19 protein-coding genes are annotated in these 17,859 nt (G+C 68.7%); 6 read left to right on the forward strand and 13 right to left on the reverse strand.

The genetic code is table 11. The features are described 5' to 3' along the window. Positions 1-126: 126 nt before the first annotated feature. Positions 127-318, forward strand: coding sequence for a hypothetical protein (locus ACF1AL_RS38400; RefSeq protein ID WP_391781266.1), 192 nt, complete (start codon positions 127-129; stop codon positions 316-318). Positions 319-618: 300 nt separating this feature from the next. Here ACF1AL_RS38400 and ACF1AL_RS38405 read toward each other — a convergent pair whose 3' ends face one another. The 4 genes from ACF1AL_RS38405 to ACF1AL_RS38420 form a co-directional block, all read right to left on the reverse strand. Further along, positions 619-1,296 carry an HNH endonuclease family protein gene (locus tag ACF1AL_RS38405; RefSeq protein ID WP_391781265.1) on the reverse strand — a complete coding sequence of 226 codons (678 nt, stop codon included), beginning with the start codon at positions 1,294-1,296 and terminating at the stop codon, positions 619-621. Between the two features lie 725 nt (positions 1,297-2,021). After that, a complete protein-coding gene (locus tag ACF1AL_RS38410) occupies positions 2,022-2,648 on the reverse strand; it encodes a DUF6417 family protein (RefSeq protein WP_391781264.1) in 627 nt (208 codons plus the stop codon). Positions 2,649-2,846: 198 nt separating this feature from the next. After that, positions 2,847-3,335: a lamin tail domain-containing protein gene (locus ACF1AL_RS38415; protein ID WP_391781263.1), complete on the reverse strand. Its 489-nt coding sequence runs from the start codon at positions 3,333-3,335 to the stop codon at positions 2,847-2,849. A gap of 387 nt (positions 3,336-3,722) precedes the next feature. Continuing rightward, the gene (locus tag ACF1AL_RS38420; protein ID WP_391781262.1) at positions 3,723-4,709 is read right to left on the reverse strand and encodes an ATP-dependent DNA ligase; all 987 of its coding nucleotides are present in this window, start codon (positions 4,707-4,709) and stop codon (positions 3,723-3,725) included. A gap of 134 nt (positions 4,710-4,843) precedes the next feature. On the opposite strand from ACF1AL_RS38420, the gene ACF1AL_RS38425 reads away from it, so the two are divergent. Then, positions 4,844-5,059 carry a hypothetical protein gene (locus ACF1AL_RS38425; RefSeq protein ID WP_391828750.1) on the forward strand — a complete coding sequence of 72 codons (216 nt, stop codon included), beginning with the start codon at positions 4,844-4,846 and terminating at the stop codon, positions 5,057-5,059. A gap of 178 nt (positions 5,060-5,237) precedes the next feature. Here the strand turns inward: ACF1AL_RS38425 and ACF1AL_RS38430 are convergent, their stop codons facing one another. After that, complete coding sequence (locus ACF1AL_RS38430; RefSeq protein ID WP_391781260.1) at positions 5,238-5,918, reverse strand: HNH endonuclease family protein; 681 nt, start codon at positions 5,916-5,918, stop codon at positions 5,238-5,240. 154 nt (positions 5,919-6,072) lie between these two features. On the opposite strand from ACF1AL_RS38430, the gene ACF1AL_RS38435 reads away from it, so the two are divergent. Next, a protein-coding gene (locus ACF1AL_RS38435; protein ID WP_391781298.1) for an IS5 family transposase occupies positions 6,073-6,868 on the forward strand; the annotation gives its coding sequence in 2 pieces (ribosomal slippage) (positions 6,073-6,416 and positions 6,415-6,868; 798 coding nt in all). Positions 6,869-6,970: 102 nt separating this feature from the next. After that, a complete protein-coding gene (locus ACF1AL_RS38440; protein WP_391781259.1) occupies positions 6,971-7,945 on the forward strand; it encodes a hypothetical protein in 975 nt (324 codons plus the stop codon). Positions 7,946-8,085: 140 nt separating this feature from the next. Here ACF1AL_RS38440 and ACF1AL_RS38445 read toward each other — a convergent pair whose 3' ends face one another. Further along, on the reverse strand, positions 8,086-9,006 hold the full coding sequence (locus ACF1AL_RS38445; RefSeq protein ID WP_391781258.1) for a hypothetical protein: 921 nt from the start codon (positions 9,004-9,006) through the stop codon (positions 8,086-8,088). A 383-nt stretch (positions 9,007-9,389) separates the two neighbouring features. Between ACF1AL_RS38445 and ACF1AL_RS38450 the strand changes: the two genes are divergently transcribed. Together ACF1AL_RS38450 and ACF1AL_RS38455 are read left to right on the forward strand one after the other, a co-directional pair. Further along, complete coding sequence (locus ACF1AL_RS38450; protein ID WP_391781257.1) at positions 9,390-10,187, forward strand: hypothetical protein; 798 nt, start codon at positions 9,390-9,392, stop codon at positions 10,185-10,187. Positions 10,188-10,959: 772 nt separating this feature from the next. Beyond that, on the forward strand, positions 10,960-11,157 hold the full coding sequence (locus ACF1AL_RS38455; RefSeq protein ID WP_391781256.1) for a hypothetical protein: 198 nt from the start codon (positions 10,960-10,962) through the stop codon (positions 11,155-11,157). Between the two features lie 54 nt (positions 11,158-11,211). Here ACF1AL_RS38455 and ACF1AL_RS38460 read toward each other — a convergent pair whose 3' ends face one another. The 7 genes from ACF1AL_RS38460 to ACF1AL_RS38490 all read right to left on the reverse strand — a co-directional run bounded on the left by ACF1AL_RS38460 (position 11,212) and on the right by ACF1AL_RS38490 (position 17,471). Continuing rightward, positions 11,212-12,033 carry a hypothetical protein gene (locus ACF1AL_RS38460; protein ID WP_391781255.1) on the reverse strand — a complete coding sequence of 274 codons (822 nt, stop codon included), beginning with the start codon at positions 12,031-12,033 and terminating at the stop codon, positions 11,212-11,214. Positions 12,034-12,177: 144 nt separating this feature from the next. Then, entirely contained in the window at positions 12,178-13,464 is a 1,287-nt protein-coding gene (locus ACF1AL_RS38465; protein WP_391781254.1) for a hypothetical protein, read from the reverse strand. Positions 13,465-13,600: 136 nt separating this feature from the next. Next, a complete protein-coding gene (locus ACF1AL_RS38470; protein ID WP_391781253.1) occupies positions 13,601-13,918 on the reverse strand; it encodes a hypothetical protein in 318 nt (105 codons plus the stop codon). A 97-nt stretch (positions 13,919-14,015) separates the two neighbouring features. Beyond that, positions 14,016-14,708 (reverse strand): hypothetical protein, encoded by a 693-nt coding sequence (locus tag ACF1AL_RS38475; protein WP_391781252.1) that lies wholly within the window; start codon positions 14,706-14,708, stop codon positions 14,016-14,018. A gap of 358 nt (positions 14,709-15,066) precedes the next feature. Next, positions 15,067-15,411 (reverse strand): hypothetical protein, encoded by a 345-nt coding sequence (locus ACF1AL_RS38480; RefSeq protein WP_391781251.1) that lies wholly within the window; start codon positions 15,409-15,411, stop codon positions 15,067-15,069. Continuing rightward, positions 15,404-16,738 carry a serine/threonine-protein kinase gene (locus ACF1AL_RS38485; protein WP_391781250.1) on the reverse strand — a complete coding sequence of 445 codons (1,335 nt, stop codon included), beginning with the start codon at positions 16,736-16,738 and terminating at the stop codon, positions 15,404-15,406. Before ACF1AL_RS38485 ends, ACF1AL_RS38480 begins: the two co-directional genes overlap by 8 nt. Positions 16,739-17,072: 334 nt before the next feature. Further along, a complete protein-coding gene (locus tag ACF1AL_RS38490) occupies positions 17,073-17,471 on the reverse strand; it encodes a hypothetical protein (protein WP_391781249.1) in 399 nt (132 codons plus the stop codon). Positions 17,472-17,859: the final 388 nt, after the last annotated feature.

A 17,859-nucleotide genomic window follows, 5' to 3' on the forward strand; every position in this document is an offset into this window, starting at 1 on the left:
CCTTCCCGGTTGCGCGGCCCGCAAGATGCGCGAGACACCGCAAGCTGCTCTTGCCCTCTGACGCAACGTGACTGCCCAGATGTGGAGTTGACTCTAGCCGGACCGCCCGGCGGAGAGGAGACCAACATGTCGACCGACCCCTACCCTCGCCACCCTGACCTCCCTGCACGTCTGCGCCGGCCGAAGAAGGAGGAGCGTCATCGCCGGTACCAGCGCCGGGCCAAGGTGCTGCTGTGGCGTGCAGCTCTCGGTGCCGCATATGCCGCGGGGACGGGCGTGATCACGGGCACTGCTCACTGGCTTCTCAACGGGTTCTGACCGGGCAGCAACGAAGGGGGTTGGCTGCCCGCCAATCCCCCCTCCGAGCGATCAAGCCGCTGCCTCGGCCGGCTGGCAGCTGGCCGAGGCAGCGGACGAGGACGTGATTGTGAAGGGCGGTCGCCTACGCGGCGAAAGGCTCTGCAGGGCTTCAGCCGAACGATCGTCCCTGCAGGCAATAGGTGAGGCCCGGGGGACACTGTCCCCTCCACAACCACGGATCGCACAACACACCCCGCCCGGAAGATGTTCCCGCCGCCTCTGCAGGCACACGGGCGCAGTGCCCCCTGGCCGGGTGTTCTACCGGGCGAGCCTGACGGTGATCGGCACGTTGGGGCAGCGGCTGAGGCTGTCCGACAAGGCGGCCTCTTCGCTGGGATCGATGCTCAGGCCCCAGCGCATCTTGTCGGCGATCCAGTCGGTGACGTACTGGCAGCGGTAGCCTGCGGCCGGCGGCAGCCACGTGGTGGGGTCCTGGTCCGCCTTCGACCGGTTCGAGGCGGCCGACACCGCGATCAGCGCGCGGTCGTCGCCCAGGTCGTTGGCGTACGCCTCGCGCTCCGCAGCCGACCAAGCCGAGGCACCGGAGTCCCAGGCCTCGGCCAGCGGGACCAGGTGGTCGATGTCCAGACCACGCGGGCCGTCGAGGTAGCGGTCGTCATAGGGGCTGTACCACTCTCCCCCGCTCAGCGCGCAGCGCGGCCCCTGCTCCGGGGCGATGACGGCCTCGGCCTTGAGGACCTCGGCACGGGTGTTGCAGCCGTCCTTGTCGGCGTCGATCCAGTGTTTGAAGGCGTCGCGCTGGTACCCGGTGCGGTCCTCGTCGACGACGGGCAGCTGGGTTAGAACGTCACGCACTGGGGCGGTGAAGGTCTGCCCTGGATCGCGCACGGTGCTGGCCGGGGCGGCCTGGGCGGTGGCGGGCAGGAAGAGGGCCGTGAGGGCGGCGGCGATGGCTGCGGTATGGACGAAGCGCACGAGGAAGGGTCCTCTCGAAGATCACCGACTGGTCGTGATCTTCGTAGCGGCCCCAGCAGCCGACGCGCCCGGGAAGCGGCGAGGCTCCACTCGACGGGGCGGTAAGTCGGATGGTCTCCCCGGCCCGTGCGGGCGGGGTGTCGGCAAGCAAAGAAAATCGAACACGTGATTGAATTCAGTCATGCGGCCGATTCCCGACGACCTTGCCCAGGCGGTTGACGAGTGGCACGCCACCTACTGCCAGCTCGCAGCCCAGCCGCGTACCGTGCTTCGCAGACGACTCCTCCAACTGTCGGGCGAGGTGCTCTTCCACCCCCACTGGCGCGGCCAGCGCACCCCGGCGGTATTGGTGCTGTACGCAGATGGTTCTCGCGCCCGCGATGTCCCGGCCGCGTCCTGATCCTGGACGGATCAAGTCCATAACTGATGCCGTTCCGGAGGCGGTGCCAGCGCGGCCATGGCGGCTGCAGGACGGACGAGAGCCGATCGTGTGGACCTGGCCTTCGTCTGACCCGCCCGCCCTGTGGGTCATGCCGGCCGGCCCTGGCGGCGTGCCGAAGCCCGGGCCAGGCACCAGGGCGGCGCACTGCCCCGGCCCGACCAACGGGCGCGGCGCCCTGTCCGGCCGGTGCACGACGGCGAGGCTGGCAGCGCCGCACCGTCCTGAGCGTGAACGATGCGCTCAGACATATCGGGCCGACGACGGACCGGGGGACCGCGGCCATTCAGGGCGATGCGGTACGTGCCCGGGGGCGCATGGCTCCCGGGCGGCCGGTCGCCGGGTCGACCCGGTAGGTGACCCCGTACTCGCGGGCGAACCAGTTGGCCTCCGCCACCGAGCCGCTGAGCGCGCGCAGGTAGAAGGCGTAGGCGACCGAATCGATCTGCTCGCTGGTGAGGGTCATGCGCCAGCGATTGCCTGGCCGGTCGAAATAGGCGGTGCGAACCCGCTCGACCAATCCCTCGGCCGGCGCCACGCGCAGGACGGGAGCGAGGTTCGCATAGACACGCAGGGCGTCCATCTGCGCAGGCCGCAGCTCGATCACCTGCTCTGAGGCTGCAGGCGGTGTGCCGTTCGGGGTGGGGTCGGGAGCGGCGTCCAGGTAGGCCAGGACGTCGTGTCCCTGGTCGCTGAGGCGGGCCGCCCACAGCACCGGGCGCCCCTCGTGCGCGGACAGCTCCGCGCGGACCTCCCGGCCGGCGAGCTCGACCAGACCCTGGGCGGCCGCGGTCTGCAGGGACTGCTGCAGACCCGGCGGCACATCAGTGGACAGCACCCAGCCGTAGACGGATCCTGTCTCCCGCTCGCGCAGGGAGCGAAGGACGTCCAGCCGTGACTGCCGCGCGTTCATGCCCACCCTCCACCTTTGGACCCCGTTGTCTGGGGCCGACGCTAGAGGCTGGAGCCGGTACTGGGCGAATGACACCGCGGGCGATCTACGCCTGTGCTACGGGCACCACGAGAGGTGGGGCCACCCCGCCGATCCGGGGTGACCCCACCCTGCTGACGCCGATGCCGGCAGGAGCGTCAGCTCACGCCGCTGGTGCGGCTAGTGGTGGTGTCCGCCGCGGTGGTGGCGGCCCCAGGACAGGTCGTCGATGAAGCGGCCGCGGTCGTTACGCAGGGTCGCGGTGTCACGGTCGTTGTTCCAGACGTAGTTGCGACGGTCCTGGTAGACGTCGTGGCGGGCGTCGCGGCCCTCGCCGGTGTGGACACGGACGGTGGAGCGCCCGTCCAGGCGGTAGTGGCGGAAGGTGTAGGTGTGGCCGTCCTCGTCGCTCAGGGTCCAGCCGTCCAGGTTCATCACCCGGCGGGTGTTGTTGGTGATCTCCACCCACTCGGCGTTCAGGGAGCGGTTGGAGCGGTCGTCCCGTCCCGGGGAGTCGTACTGCACCGCGCTGATCGACACCGCAGAACGCTCACGCCAGTCGTCGTGGTGGTGGTCGGTGGCCATGGCCGGCAGCGCGGCGGCACCGACCAGGGTGGCGGCCACGACAGCGGCGGCGGACAGACGACGGGCGGAAGAAGAAGCGGACACCAAGGTCCCCCTTCGAGGTACGCGCACCGTTCGGGCCGAAACCGCAGGTCCGGCAGGTGCGTTGTGCGGGTGTGAGGCCGGTTGGCCGCACACGCACACCCTGCAGCCACTCCCCCAACATGTGTTGGAAATGCGGAGGCTCATTACGGAGTCAGCAGATTTCTGTGAACCTCGCCTGTAGTGACCATCAATGTGGTGAATGCTCCAGGTTGACGCCCCGATTCACCCGCAGGCGTTGGAGCGCATGGGCCGAGGCGACAGTCCGCCAGAACCCGCCACCCCACCGGCCGGAACACGTTCACCCGAAAGTGAGTAACGTCAGGCGTCACCGAGCAGCCCACCGCGCCCCACAGGTAGCGCGGCCGCACGACCGCCGACCCACCCGAGTCAGGCGCCCTCACCGAAGGGGGACACGTCCGCGGCACTCAGGTCCAGGCGTAGCCGGGCGTAGCGGATGGGGTGGCGCCACGCGCCGCGTTCCTGGGCGGTGTCGACGGCGATCTCGGCGACCAGGCCCGGCTCGACCAGAGCCACGTCGAGCGTCCTGCTGGAGCCCCAGGACGAGGTGAAGCGGACGCCCTCCCAGGGGTGCCCGGGCGCGGCCGGCGTCAGCCGCTCGGCGAGCTGGTGTGCGGCGTCCTTGCGGAGGGGTGTGCTGCGGCCGACCGGGCGCAGGTGGCCGGTGTCGTCGTAGCGGCCCAGGATGAGTGTCTGGGGGCGCTCCAGGCTTCCGGTGATGGCGCCGACGATGGCTTCGGTGGTGTCGCGGCGCCGGACCTTGTACAGGGCACGGGCGCCGCGCAGGTAGTCCTGCTCGGTGCCCCTGATGATGAGCCCTTCCACGCCCGGGACGCGGGTCCAGGACGTGAGCCATTCCTGCGCCGTCGCCGGGTCGTCCGTCTCGGGGCACAGCGTCCACGGCGCGTGCAGATCGTGATCGGTGAAGAGCTGTTCCAGGCGGGCGCGGCGCTCGAAGTAGGGGGCGTGCAGCAGCTCGCGGCCGTCGGCCTGGAGGACGTCGAACACGATCAAATGGGCAGGCAGCTCCTGGGCGAGGAGGGGCGCGCTGAGGTGGCCGGCGGCCGCGCGCCGCTGCAACGCCTCAAACGACACCCCCTCCCCCGCCCACACGACCAGTTCGCCATCGAGGACCAGACCGTCGGGCAGATCCGCGGCCGCGTGCACCAGCTCGGGAAAGCGGGCCTGGATGAGGCTGCCCCGGCGGGACTGGAGGCGTACGGGGCCGGTGAAGAGCAGCGCGCGATAACCGTCGAACTTCGGCTGAAAGATCAGGCGGCCGGGCAGCGCGCCGGGCGCAGGCACCCTGTCACGGGCCTGCGCCAGCATCGGCTCCACGGGCGGATGCAACACCATACGACCGGTCTACGGCCCGGTCACGACGGGCGCGACCGGAGGCGCGGCCGCCTGCTCTTTGGAGCAGGTGCACGCCAAGATCACCCTGCCGGGCATAGCTGCCGCTCGTTGGCCAGGCCGTGACCGATAACCCGATGCACCGGCTGGACCGTCTCGCCTACGCGGCTGAGTTGAGCGACGAGAGCGCGGAGAAGGTGACTGCTCTCATGCGGGAGCTGCGCCAGGCGCACGGCAATGATGAGGCAGTAGAACGGGCATTCAGCGGCGCGGTGCGAGCCGCGTGGGTGCAGGGCGAGGCATGGGCGAAGGAGTGGGTCGAGCGAGCCGCGGGACCCGGCTGCAGCAACTGATCATTCGTTGTCGGCGTGGGCGGCCAGGGCGGCGAGCGGCAGGCTGGCGAGCGTGGTGATCTTCTTCGTGACCGGTCTCAACGACCGGGCTTCGGCAAGGGTGGGATGGCTCCGCCGTACGAAGCCACCGAAGCTGCCGGAACCATGCCGGCCGACGGGCCGGGGTGCGCACCTGCCGTCAGCGGGCGAGCTCCACGGTGACCGGCACGTTGGGGCACCCGCTCAGGTTCTCCGCCAGTGCGGCTGCCTCGCTTTCGTCGATGCTCAGGCCCCAGCGCATCTTGTCGGCGATCCAGTCGGTCACGTACTGGCAGCGATAGCCCGCGGCCGGCGGCAGCCACGTGGTCGGGTCCTGGTCCGCCTTCGACCGGTTCGACGCAGCCGACACCGCGATCAGCGCCCGGTCATCGCCCAGATCGTTGGCGTACGCCTCGCGCTCCGCCGGCGACCACTGCGAGGCGCCGGAATCCCAGGCCTCGGCGAGCGGCACGAGGTGGTCGATGTCCAGACCGCGCGGGCCGTCGATGTACCGATCGTCATACGGCGAGTACCACTCGCCCCCACTCAGCGTGCAGCGCGGGCCCTGCTCGGGTGCGATGACAGCCTCGGCCTTGAGGACCTCGACGCGGGTGTTGCAGCCGTCCTTGTCGACGTCGACCCAGTGCTTGAAGGCGTCGCGTTGGTAGCCGGTGCGGTTCTCCGCCGCGATCAGCAGCTGCGCCAGAACGTCCCGCACGGGCGCGGTGAGCGTCTGCCCCGGATCCCGCACGGCGGCGCTGGCCGGGGCGGCCTGGGCGGTCGCGGGGAGCAGCAGGGTGGTGAGGGTGGCGGCGATGGCGGCGGTACGGGTGAAGCGCACGAGGAGGGGTCCTCTCGAAGATCACCGACTGGTCGTGATCTTCGTAGCGGCCCCGGCAGCCGACGCGCCCGGGAAGCAGCGAGGGCTCCACTCGATGGGGGGTTTAGAGATCGTCTCAACTGGCTCGATCAGTAGGCTGCCGGGCGTGATAGCGATGGTGGAGCGTCTGGTGCCGGACGGGTTGTGGAAGTTGTTCCAGCGGGTGGTACCCGCCGCTCCGGTTCGGCCTCAGGGTGGTGGCCGGCGCAGGTACGGGGACCGACAGGTGCTGGCGGCGATCATCTTCGTGGCCACGACGGGCTGTACATGGCGCCAGCTGCCGACGGGTTTCGGCCCGTCCGGACCGACCGCGCACCGATGGTTCACCGAGTGGAGTCGGGCCCGGGTGTGGGGCAAGCTTCACCGCCTGGTGCTGGACGAGCTCGGCGCTCGCGGCGAGTTGGACTGGTCGCGGTGCGCGATCGACTCGGTGAGCATGCGGGCGATGAAAGGGGGACCTGACGGGCCCGAATCCCGTAGATCGCGGAAAGAAGGGCTCAAAGATCCATTTGATCACCGAGCGGACCGGTCTGCCCCTCTCCGTCGGCATCTCCGCGGCGAACACGCATGACAGCCAGGGTCTGGAACCCCTCGTGCGGGGTATCCCACCGATCCGCTCCCACCGCGGACCGCGCCGTCGGCGGCCCGCCAAGCTCCACGCCGACAAGGGCTACCACTATGACCACCTGCGCCGATGGCTCCGCACTCGACGCATCGTCCCGCGCATCGCTCGCAAGGGTGTCGAGTCCTCCCAGCGGCTGGGCCGCCACCGTTGGACCGTGGAGCGGACGGTGGCGTGGCTGGCCGGGTGCCGCCGCCTGCACCGTCGCTACGAACGCAAGGCCGACCACTTCCTGGCCTTCGTCGGGATCGCCGCCGCTCTGATCTGCTACCGCAGGATGGCGACCTGACCGGCGAGGACGGCAGGCTGACATGATCCATAACGCATTCGGCCGATCCCGCCCTGCCGCAGGCCTGCTGCCCAGCAGTGATCCATACCAACGAGGTACCCCATGACCGACTATCTGGCTGCCACCATGGCAATGCTTGGACCGGCCCACAACCGCTGTGCAGAGCCCTCGGCATGGGACCGCCTCCACGCCGATCTCGGCATACGGCTGTCGGCCGACTACCGGGTGATCGTCGACGCATACGCCCCGATCCAACTCAACGGGCATCTCTACTTGTCTCACCCCTCGGCCGAGCGGTGGAACCTGGTCCAGTGGATCCGGGACACCATCCAGACCTGGTCAGAAGTCCCCTGGGATGAGCTCGACCTCGACGCGGACGAGGACCCCCGCCAGCTCTTCGGGCTCGAAGAGTTGAGCTTCGGCACCCGCAACGGCCTGTGGCCGATCGCGAGCACCGACCGAGGAGAGACGATCTTCCTTGACGCAGCCGCCGATGCCACCAGGCTCGTGGTCAACTATGACGAAGCCTGGGCAGAGCACCGTATGAGCTTCGCCGAATGGCTCTACCGCTACCTGGTCGGCGAAGACATGACCGGCCCCGACAGCTCAGCTTTCTATCCAGGTCCTGTGAAACTGCAGCACCTCCCGATGTCTGCCGGCGAACGTCCCGAGCCTTGGTACGGCCCAGACCGAGGCATGGAAGACGGCGGTGTGCCGGACGGCCGGGTGCGTGCGCTGCACGTCGGCCTGCACCAAAACGGCGAGCACGGTCCGGATCAGCGGCAGGCACGGATGCGCCGGGCCTTCCTCGAGGCGGCGGGACGAGGGGTAGGCAGTGCGCCGCAGGGCCAGGAGCAGCTCGGCGGCCTCATAGGTGGGCAGCTGGGCGGCGGGAAGCCGGGGGGTGCGCTCTCGGGTCTCGTCGCCGGGCAGGTCCCCGTCCTCGGTGGCTGTCCGGAACTCCTGGTCGTGCTCGGTACGCACGAAGGCGGCCAGCAGCATCTCCACCGTGCGGATCCAGTCCTCATCGCGCTCCGCCAGCGGGATGTCGCCTGCCCAGTCGGCGGCCAGCCGTAGCAACCAGCCGTCCGCCGCCTTAGGCTCGCGCCCCTCGCGGGTCAGGGCGGACACCACGGTGCGCACCTTCGGGTTCAGGCCGATGCCGGGTCGGGCGGCCAGGCGCAGCAGCGCGCCCGTGGCCTCCGGGCCGGCCGCCGCTATTTGTGCGGCGCGCTCGGCCAGCCATGTCCGTGCCTGCTCGGGGGCGACTTCGGTGAGATGGTCGAGGTAGGGGCGGCGGGCCAGTGGCCTTCCGGGCTGGTGGTGTCGGGCAGCAGCCAGACCTCATCCAGCAGGTCCAGCCAGGCCGCGGCCGGACGGGAGAGGAAGAAGTACCGCATCGCGCGCGGATCCGCCCACGCCGCCAGCCTCTCGGCGTCCTCGGCCGTGGGACTTCGCAGGCCGGTCAGCTCCAGAACCTCCGCAGCGCGCCCGGGAAGCGGCACGAACACCTCGCGCGCCAAACGCAGAAGCTGCCGGTAGCGGGCGCGGGCCTGGCTGGAAGGGCCGCCGTGCAGGACGTCCGACGTGCCGCCGTAGAGCTCGCCCCAGCCGTCCAGAGCACTCTCCTGCGCTGCGCCCAGGCGCTGGCCCATCAGCCGCTCGGCCACGCCCATCGCCCGACGCCGGTGATGCCCGCCCGGCCGTTCCAGTTCGGGGTGCAGCGCCTCGGCTGCCTCACGGATGCGGCGCAGGGCCGCCTGCGGGTCACGGAAGCTGCGCTTCTTCCTTCTGCCCTCCCCCGCTGCCGGTTCCTCGCCCGAGGGCTGGTAGGCATCCACGGCGTCCAGCAAGGCGCGGGCCGCGCTCTTCAGGCCGACCGGCTCACGCCCGTCTTTCCGGGACCCGGGGAGCTTCAGCAGCGCTTCCGCCGCGCCCCTTATGCACGTTTCGGCGATCTCCGCCGGCCGCTCGTAGCGCTCGTCCCCCAGCATCCGGTGCGCGTCCCGCAGCAGCCCCAGCGCCCGGGCCCCGGCCTCGCCCTGCTCCAGCAGTGCTGCGGCCAACGCCTCGTCCACCGGCTCGAGTTCAGCTTCGCGGCTGGGTGGGGCGGCAGTCGCCAGGGTCGCGTCGTCCATACAAGCCACCGTAGACGACACGATCCCGTGAACCGGCGGGTAGCACTCGATGTGCGGTGCCCAGGGCCGGTCACTCGGCACTCGCGGCTGGCCTTCTCCAGCGGTCGGGGTAGGGATGGCAGGTGGCCGTGGGCGTCGACCTGTTGGCGGCCCCATGGGGCCAGGACGTTGGCCGGGAAGTACGGAGCCTGGCCAACGCCCGTACGGCGTGGGTCACTGCGGCGGGTGTCCTGGCCGGCCAGACGCGGAGCCGGGGATGTCTGCGGTCTCGACCGGGTCTGAGCTCGTCGCGGACACCCGCGCCGCCGGCGATGCGTGCGGCAGGTGGCACGACTGGGCCGTCTCTCCGGGCGGTGTCAGTGCCGCGTGCCACACTGCCGGCCATGTCGCTCGCTGATCTCACTCTCGACCTGTGGCGGACCTTCGACGAGGTCACCGCTCGGCGGATCGCCCAGAAGGCCGCTGACCACGTGGGCGGCCGGGTGTCACTCGTCGAGGCCACGGAACACTGCGGTGCCCGGCTGCACCGCGTCCGGATTGAGCGGGACGGGCAGGAGTTCGCCCTGATACCCGGAGGCCAGGTGTCCCTGGGCTTCGACCTCAACACCTGGAAGCCGACCACGCAGCAGGCCGCCGACTACGCCGAGAGCCTGGAACAGGGCTACGGTTACGGGCCCGATCTGCAGGCCCACCTCGCGCGGATCCTCAGTACCCGCCGCAGCATTCACCTGGACACCATCCTCATGGCCGTGGAGGACGAGAACCTGACCGCACCTCCGGCCGACATACCGGCTGCCCTCTCCGTCCGTGGTCTGCGGATGCCGAGCTCCGACGAGTGGGAACACGCCTGCGGCGGCGGGTCGAACACCCTGTTCCGGTGGGGCGACGACTGTCCCCTCGACCGCATCCCCTACGGCGACGACACCGGCCCGCACAACGGGCTGAACGCCTTCGGCCTGCACATCACCTACGACACCTACCGCGCCGAGCTGACCAGTGATGTCACCGCGGTCCACGGCGGCGACGGGGGCGAGTCGGTGTGCGGCGGCTACGGCCACCTGCTGGCCTGGCTCCCCCTGGCGACCGCCAACCGTAACCCCAGCATGGCCGAGTTCGTGTACGGACCGGACGGAGAGGACATGTACGAAGACTTCTCCACGCGACCGGTGCTCACACTCTGAGCGACCGCACGCCGTCCGGTCGATGACCGCCTCGCAGCTGGTGGGAGAGACTCGCTCCCCCGCCCCGTGGTGAGGGCGAGGAGCGACTGGCTCACCGACCACCAGACGCCTGCCGGTTCAGCCCCGGCGAGCACCTGCGCCCGGGGGGCTCCCGTCCCGGCTCGGGGATTACACGAAACGGGAGCCCTCTGTCCATCTTCCTCGCCGTGCGGGCCGGACACACGGCCAGCACGCTGGTCCGGCAGTTGCAACAGAGGTCCATTTGGCGCGAGCCCGTCCATTCACTGCCGTGGGCGCGGCCGAGCGACGCGGGCCTCCCAGGCATGCATGGGGCCTTCCCGGCGCCGGGACCAGGCCGCCCGCTGAGGCACCTGAGCCCGTACCTCAAGCGCACGTTTCGCGTCCCGAATGTGAGCAGACGGCGTGCCCCGGCCCCACATAGCGCGTGCGCGCGGGGCGCCGAGCCGCCACTCGTTCCTCTATCAGAGTGGCCGCGATCGTGCATCCGCCCAGGTCCCCGAGCCCGGAGGGGTGCTGGTCGTGGCCTCCAACCGGGCCGCCGACTGGCTCGCCGGGTTGCCGGTGGAGGCCATGTACGGCATCGGCCCCCGGCAGGCGGACACGCTCCATAACTAGGCTGGGCGGACGAGCCGGCCTCCTGGCCCGCGAACGGGCCCGCAGCGCCGATCGCCGTCCGGTCGTCCCGTGCTCGCTGCCCGCCTCCGCCACCGTCAGCTGCACCTTCACCCGGCACACCCTGGACGGCGCCGACGTGCGCGCCGCATTGCTCGGCCTGGTCATCCAGCTCGGGCGGATGCTGCGCGGCCGCGGACAGTCGCCCCAGGCCCTGATGCTGACGCTGACTTTCGCCGGGACCGGCCGCTGGAACAAGACCCACCGTCTGCCTGAGCCTTCCGCACACGACGACCTGCGCGCCGCCTTGTGGCCGCCGTTAAGAACTGACCACTGACCGTCTGCAGGCGAAGCTGCGGACGGTATAGACCCCACTAGGTCGGCGGTCGGGTCAGAGTCCAGCGTGCTGAAGCAACCTTCGGACAATGCTGGTGATGATCAGCATTCTGAAGCGCGCCTCGTCCGCGTTGGAACGGCCGGGGTGGGGGCCCTCCGGGTGCGAGATGTCCCAGGCTCCCTGCATGAGGCGGCCCCACTTTTCGGGGACGACCTTCTTCTGGTCGACCATGAAATTGATGGCGTTGCCGCCTGAGGTGCCCGTGTAGCCGTACTTCTGCGCGACTCGAAAGGTCACGTCTTCGAGCATCGGGCGGAGGGCACCGTTACTGGCCTCGTAGTTGTGGTGGTTGAGGTTGTCGACAGCCTGCTTGTAGTGGTTGAGGGCGACCTCGAAGCCGGCGGCGTCGAGCTGCGCCTCCAATGCGCTGATCTCCCCACCCATCTCGGTGCCCGGGGCTTCGGTCGGGCGGATGTGATAGACGACGGGCCCCCTGTCGATCTCGATCCAGCTGTCGGAGCCGGTGTCCGTCCGGATGGTCGGGTCGTCCCACTGGAGGTCGTAGCCGTCCGCGAGGAGGGCTTCCTTGAGCTGGAACAGCAGACTCTCCGGGCCCAGCTCGTCGGGGCTCCGGAAGCCGCTCGTCTGCTCCTTGGCGAACGTGAGCAGGCCGCGGTGGGCGTCCTTGTCGCCTTTCTGTGCCGCCCGCCGGGCGGCCATCAGGACCGTCTGGACGAGCCTCTCCTTGGAGGACGTCACGGTGATGAACCGATCGAGGTTGGCGGCGAGCAAGCTTGTGTTGATCTCCTTCATCGTTCGCTCGATAGCGATCTTGGTGAGAACGGCCAGAGTGGGACTCGAGAGGGTCTGCATCACAGCGAGACATCCTCGGGGGCTGACGGTCATTCCGTCCCGTGATTTTCCGAGATCCGTGCTTGGGTTCGTTCAACCTGGCGAGGCTGCGGCCGCCGATCGGGTTGACCGTCGAAGCCAGCCGAGCCCGCTCGCGGTCTCGGAAGGTCACTCGGGATCAGGCTCTGCCAGGGTCACGAGCGTCTGAGCCAGGCGTCGCATCGGGTCCCACTCGCTTCCGACGGCGCCCTCGCCGGCTTCCGCGGCTCGGAGCATCTCCTTAATGCGCTCCTGGACGTAGGGCTTGTTGACGAGTTCGCCTTGGTAGTCGTTCATCGAGTCGTTGTGGCTCTTCCAACGGACTGGGATCAGCTTCCCGTCGGTTCCGCGCAGGCAGTCTTGTCCGAAGTAGAACTCCACGGAGCAAGCACGACCCGCCACGTCGTCGACGGAAGCGCCTGAGGGGCCGAGGGTCGGATAGGCATGCGCGTAGTCGAGGTCGGGCAGCCTGCAGACCGCGTAATGGTCAGGCAGAGGTGTGCCGGCGAGTTGCTTCTCAGCATGGCGCCCTGCTGTGTCGTCGTCCAGGATCCCGATCACTCGGTTCATCACGCCGGCAGCTGCGAAGCTTCTCATGTTCTTGACGACTTGATCGGTGCCACCAGCGGCCTTCGTAGTTTCGATGTCCCAAAAATTGAAGTATCCGGCGATTTCAGGACGGACCAGCCTGAGAGCACGCGGTAGGACCTGCGCGTCGAACTTTCCCTCGGTTATCACGATGATGGGGCCTGTATTCGCGGTGATGAAGCTCAGCTCGCGGATGGCTTGAGCGGACAGGTCCTCGAAGCTGCTGCAGTAGTCGGCCGCCAGCAGATCTGACAAGTCCATCGTCAGTACCGACTGAGGGTCTTGGCCGTGGAGAAGAGCACTCAGAATAAAGCGAGGATCGTCAGTGCCGTCTTCAAAGTAGAACTCCAGCTCATCAATGCAATTCAATTCCACCAGGTCAAGGTCCTCCCCCTCCTCTTCCTCCTCTTCCTCTCCCTTGAAGTCGAGCTCATGGTGCGCGGTGCACCCCTTGATGTAAGCGGCAAGCCCAGTGAGGATCACCTGCTCGCATGACATCTCGTGAGGTGTCCCCTGAACTCCGTGGGCTGGGCTGACGAGGAGGATGTTTTCGTCCATCCCATACTCCCTCAGCCCCGACCTGCGGATCTCTGCCATCGACCGCACGCTGGCCTCGGGCGTGAAGCCCATGAGCTTCAAGCGGGCGAGCACGGTTGCGACTGTCGTGCGATAGCCAAAACGATCAAGCGTGTCGACGTCATCGCCCCCCTCCGCAAACACCTGAAGCTCTGGCGGGATCTCTTGCCCCGAGGGGACCTGGTTGAGCTGGTCGACGCCCTGAGCCCAGTCGTCCTGCATGTACTTGTCTTCTTCTTGGAAGACGGTCATGAGTCGGGACGGAAAATCGTTCTTTCCGGACAAAATCTGCCGTTCTCCCAGTAGCAGTCGCCATCTGTCTCCCATGAGCGCCTCCGTCTCGGTGCCGACAGCGAGTCATGATGATGCCAAGGATGGTCGAGGCGAGTCATAGCCTCCGACGCTGCCGGCCAAGCTGACGTCGATCGGCAATCGGCGAGACCCTCGCTTGGATCTCCAGCGCATCCTGCATCTTGGCAACACGCAGAGCCAGGTGTTGGATCTGCGCCGCCGCCAGGGCGAGCTGGGTGTTCAGCTCGCGGTTGCGTCGGCGGAGCTTCGCGTTGCGAGCGACGAGCCTGTCGTGCTCGGTCGGCCCGCTGCGCAAGGTGGTGGGGACGGCCCGGTGATCGGCGATCTCTCGAGCGATCTCGGGGTAGCGCCGACGGAAGGTGGTGTTGGTCAGGCCGAGCCGGCGGGCCAGCATGAGGACGCTGGGGGCGGTGTTGGTCTCGCGGCAGCTTTCCAGCGCCTCCTGGAGGTCTTGCGGACCAGCGCCTCGGGGAGGTCGGGGACTCGGCGGGTCATGCGGGGACGGCCTCCTGTCCGTTGGCCTTCAGGAACTCCACGACCTCGGCCCGCCGGCGCTGGAGTCGCTGCCGGAGGCGGGGAGCCAGGGTCGGTCGGGACGCGAGCCGTTTGTCGATGCGGGCGATCTCTCGTTGCAAGGCGGAGGTGTTCTCGGCGGTCAGCGCAACGTTGCGGCAGGCCAGGGGCAGGCAGCCACCGTGCGAGGGAAGTCCCTCGCTGTTGCCGCGCCGGGCTTTCTCGCAGAGGGCTTTGGCCGGGTCGTTGACGCAGGTGATGTATTCGCCGGGATAGACCGCGGGATCATGCCTTTTCATGATCCTTTTCAGGCGGTGCTTGTCCAGGGCGACCTGGCCCTGGAACTGCGCGCGGTCACCGAAGTCCTTCAGCCGCCGGGCGGCTTCCTCGGCGGAGGGGCCGGCGAGGTCGAGGTGCTGATGAGCTTCGATCATCTCCATGTAGACCTCGCCGCGGGCGATGGCTTGCTCGCTTTCGACCTCGGCCCGGAAGCCGGAGTCGCTGGTGCCGGCATAGCCTTCGAACATTTGAATACTGTGGTGCCGATATTGCAGGGCGCCAGCGATGACCCCGCCGGGACGCCGGGCGACATACCAGGCCAGGTTGTGGACGGGGTTGAACACTGACCTTTGACCGCACTCGGCCTTGGCCCCGAAGGTCGGGAGCGCCATAGCACAGGATCTTGTTCTTGCTGGTTCAACGGCGGAGTTCGAAGAGGCACCCACCCACGGCGTTGACCCACTCCACCTCGCGCTCGTCTTGGGCATCGACGAAACGACCGCCATCCGCTACGCGGACTCGGCACGGCAGCTTCTCCAGACCGACATCGAGTGCAACCCGGCCGCTTCGGGTGAGAGTGCGTGCCCATGACAGCTGAGCAGAGTGCACCATGCGTCACGACGGACATTGAGTCCACCCTCGGGCACATGCTCTACCAGGCGGCATCCCTGGAAATGGTGATGCGTTTCGCTGACAAAGAGGCTCGCCATGGCTGATTACCGTGGCCGCTCAGCCCCTGAGGCCAGGCCGTCACTCCTTCCGGTTTCGCACTGCGAGCACGGCGCCCGCGAGTCCGGCGATCCCGCCGCCGATCATGGGCACGACCTGCATCGATACCTTGTGGTCCACGGCGTAGAATCCCAGCCAGACGAAGGCCACGCCGAACCCCACCACAATCACGTGCTCAAGCAGCCGGAACCCGTACCCCACCCACTGGTCGAGGCGCTCGCGGCGCAGCTGGCGCTCGACGAGGTCCCGCCGCCACGCGAGGTGGTGCGGGTCGATCTCCAGCCACTTCCGAGCCTCGTCGGCCTCGGGGAAGGACGGCACCGTCCAGGCGGGCGTCCCGGCGGGCGGCGTCTCCTGGTCAGACATCGGTCGTCCCCCTGCCCTCACCCTTGCCTGGCGACGCGGCCGCCACACGTCGGTCGACCGTCAACAGCGCCTTGTCCACGGCCCGTTCGGCGGCGACACGGCGCCGGTCCCGCTCCTCGTCAGTCCACGGCGCGGGCGGCGCGAGTGACCGGACGTACCACCGCCATACGGGCACCCGCTCGCGGGCGCGCTGCCGCGCGAAGGCCGCGCGTGCTTGCACGGCGAGGACGCAGAGACAGAGGGCGAAGAGTACCCAGGGCAGCAGGACCACGAAGAAGTCCGCGACATTGGCCGCGCTGATGTGGGCCCGCGCCGAGGCCAGCGCCACCGCGATGACCACCAAGAGGAGCCCCCAGCTGGCCGCGCTAACCGCGTGGTTGGTTGACGTCTTGCGCATCGCTGCGGGGGCCGGTTTCGCATCGGCGTTGGTAACAGGCCGGCGTGGAGCCGTGGCCGGCATCGTGGCGGCGTGGGCGGGCTCGGGGGTTCGGCCGAGTTGTCGCAGTGCCTGAGCGAGGTCGGCGGCGTTCGGGTAGCGCTGGGCGGGGTCCTTGCGCAGCAGGGTCAGCACGAGGTCGTCCCAGGCGGGTGGGATGCCCGTGGATACCGAGCTGGGAGTGGGGGGTGCCTGGGTGAGGTGTGCCGTGAGGTAGCCGACGGAGTCGGGGGCCTGGAACGGCAGCTGGCCAGTGATCAGCTCGAAGAGCACGCAGCCGAGGGCATACAGATCGCTGCGCGGTTCTGGGAAGCCCCGCGCTTGTTCGGGGGCCATGTACGGGGGCGTGCCCACGATGAAGCCGGTCTGGGTGAGGCGGTCCGCGGTCGCGTAGGGGTCGGCCGCCCTCGCGATGCCGAAATCGAGGACCTTCACGGTGCCGGAAGGCGTGATGAGGATGTTGGACGGCTTGATGTCCCGGTGCATGATTCCGGCGGCGTGCGCGTCGGCAAGTGCGTCAGCTATCTGTGCGCCCCATCGGGCCGCGTCCGCCAGGGTGACGACACCTCGGCGCAGCATCGTGTCCAGACCCTCGCCTCGGACCAGTTCCATCACCAGGAACGGGACCCGTTCGTTTCCCGCGCCGGTCTCGCCGAGGTCGTGGATGGTCACGATATTGGGGTGATGCAGTTGGGCAGTGATCCGTGCCTCGCGCAGGAACCTGGCGCGTGCCTCGTCGCCGCGGATTCCGCCACCGGCAAACAGCGAGATCACCTTGACCGCGACAGGCCAGCCCAGCGTCTCGTCCCGCGCCTCCCATACCTGCCCCATTCCGCCCTCGCCGAGCTGCCGCACCAACCGGTAACGACCCCCGAGAAGCTGGTCTCGCACTGCTACGCCTCCCCCGTTTTGAACATTCCTGTTCCTCCTGCTGTCGCACCGGCGCCATAGGGATCATGACGCGACCGCGAGGGCGGCATGCCCGTTATCCAGAAACCCGCCAAACGGCAGGGGTGTTCGCCAAGGCGGCCACCCTGTTCGGATCCCCTTTCCATGCCCGGCGCGTCTCCGGCTGCGGAGCGGTGCCGTCGAGTGCCGCTCGCGTAGGGTTTCCGCTTTGTCCAATAACTTCGACCTGCTGCGGGACGGGAGTCAAGGTCATTGCGCGTCTCCTTGGCCCCGAAGGTCGGGAGCGCCAAAGCACAAGAATCTCGTTGTTGCTGGTTCAACGGTGGACAGTCCTGCTGGTGATACTCGTGACGTTCGACGCTTCCTCCAGTGCCTTCTGGAGCCGCTCACTGCGCAAGGCAAGGTGCTGGATCTGTGCGGCAGCGAGGGCGAGTTGAGAGGTCAGCTCTCGGTTGCGACGGCGGAGCTTCGCGTTTCGCACGACGAGTCTGTCGTGCTCGGTCGGCCCGCTTCGCGGGGCGGCGGGGACGGCTCGGTGATCGGCGATCTCCCGAGCGATCTCGGGGTAACGGCGGAAGGTGGTGTTTGTCAGACCGAGCCGCCGGGCCAGCATGAGGACGCTGGGCTGCTTGTTGGTCTCGCGGCAGGTGCCCAGCACCTCCTGGAGGTGCTTGCGGACCAGAGCCTCGGGCATGTCGGGGACGTTGCGGGTCATGCCGGAACGGCCTCCTGCCCGTTCGCCGTCAGGAACTCGACGATCTCGGCCCATCGGCTCTCAAGGAGTTGGCGAAGGCGGGGCGGCAGCATCGGCCGCGAGGCGATGCGCCCGTCGATGCGGGCGATCTCGCCTTGCCAGGCGGTGATGTTCTCGGGGGTGAGCGTGACGTTGCGGCAGGCCGACGGCAGGCAGCCGCCGTGCGAGGGAAGTCCTTCGCTGTTGCCGCGGCGGGCCTTCTCGCAGAGGGCCTTGGCCGGATCGTTGACGCAGGTGATGTACTCGCCGGAATAACTGATCGTTTCAGAATGCGGTGCGTAGCCGTCTCAAGCAGATGATGGCGCAGGCGAGTTGGAGGAGTCCGTGGTGTAGGTCGGCGCGTATCTCG

The sequence above is a fragment of the Streptomyces sp. NPDC014801 genome (genome assembly GCF_043082085.1).
In the GTDB taxonomy this organism is placed as follows: Bacteria; Actinomycetota; Actinomycetes; order Streptomycetales; family Streptomycetaceae; genus Streptomyces.

What these genes read in the sequence shown, in the direction of transcription:
- ACF1AL_RS38400 (WP_391781266.1), top strand. Translation starts at nt 127, where the DNA reads ATGTCGACCGACCCCTACCCTCGCCACCCTGACCTCCCTGCACGTCTG.
- ACF1AL_RS38410 (WP_391781264.1), bottom strand. Translation starts at nt 2,648, where the DNA reads ATGAACGCGCGGCAGTCACGGCTGGACGTCCTTCGCTCCCTGCGCGAG.
- ACF1AL_RS38420 (WP_391781262.1), bottom strand. Translation starts at nt 4,709, where the DNA reads ATGGTGTTGCATCCGCCCGTGGAGCCGATGCTGGCGCAGGCCCGTGAC.
- ACF1AL_RS38425 (WP_391828750.1), top strand. Translation starts at nt 4,844, where the DNA reads ATGCACCGGCTGGACCGTCTCGCCTACGCGGCTGAGTTGAGCGACGAG.
- ACF1AL_RS38440 (WP_391781259.1), top strand. Translation starts at nt 6,971, where the DNA reads ATGACCGACTATCTGGCTGCCACCATGGCAATGCTTGGACCGGCCCAC.
- ACF1AL_RS38445 (WP_391781258.1), bottom strand. Translation starts at nt 9,006, where the DNA reads ATGGACGACGCGACCCTGGCGACTGCCGCCCCACCCAGCCGCGAAGCT.
- ACF1AL_RS38450 (WP_391781257.1), top strand. Translation starts at nt 9,390, where the DNA reads ATGTCGCTCGCTGATCTCACTCTCGACCTGTGGCGGACCTTCGACGAG.
- ACF1AL_RS38465 (WP_391781254.1), bottom strand. Translation starts at nt 13,464, where the DNA reads ATGACCGTCTTCCAAGAAGAAGACAAGTACATGCAGGACGACTGGGCT.
- ACF1AL_RS38470 (WP_391781253.1), bottom strand. Translation starts at nt 13,918, where the DNA reads ATGCTGGCCCGCCGGCTCGGCCTGACCAACACCACCTTCCGTCGGCGC.
- ACF1AL_RS38475 (WP_391781252.1), bottom strand. Translation starts at nt 14,708, where the DNA reads ATGGCGCTCCCGACCTTCGGGGCCAAGGCCGAGTGCGGTCAAAGGTCA.
- ACF1AL_RS38480 (WP_391781251.1), bottom strand. Translation starts at nt 15,411, where the DNA reads ATGTCTGACCAGGAGACGCCGCCCGCCGGGACGCCCGCCTGGACGGTG.
- ACF1AL_RS38490 (WP_391781249.1), bottom strand. Translation starts at nt 17,471, where the DNA reads ATGACCCGCAACGTCCCCGACATGCCCGAGGCTCTGGTCCGCAAGCAC.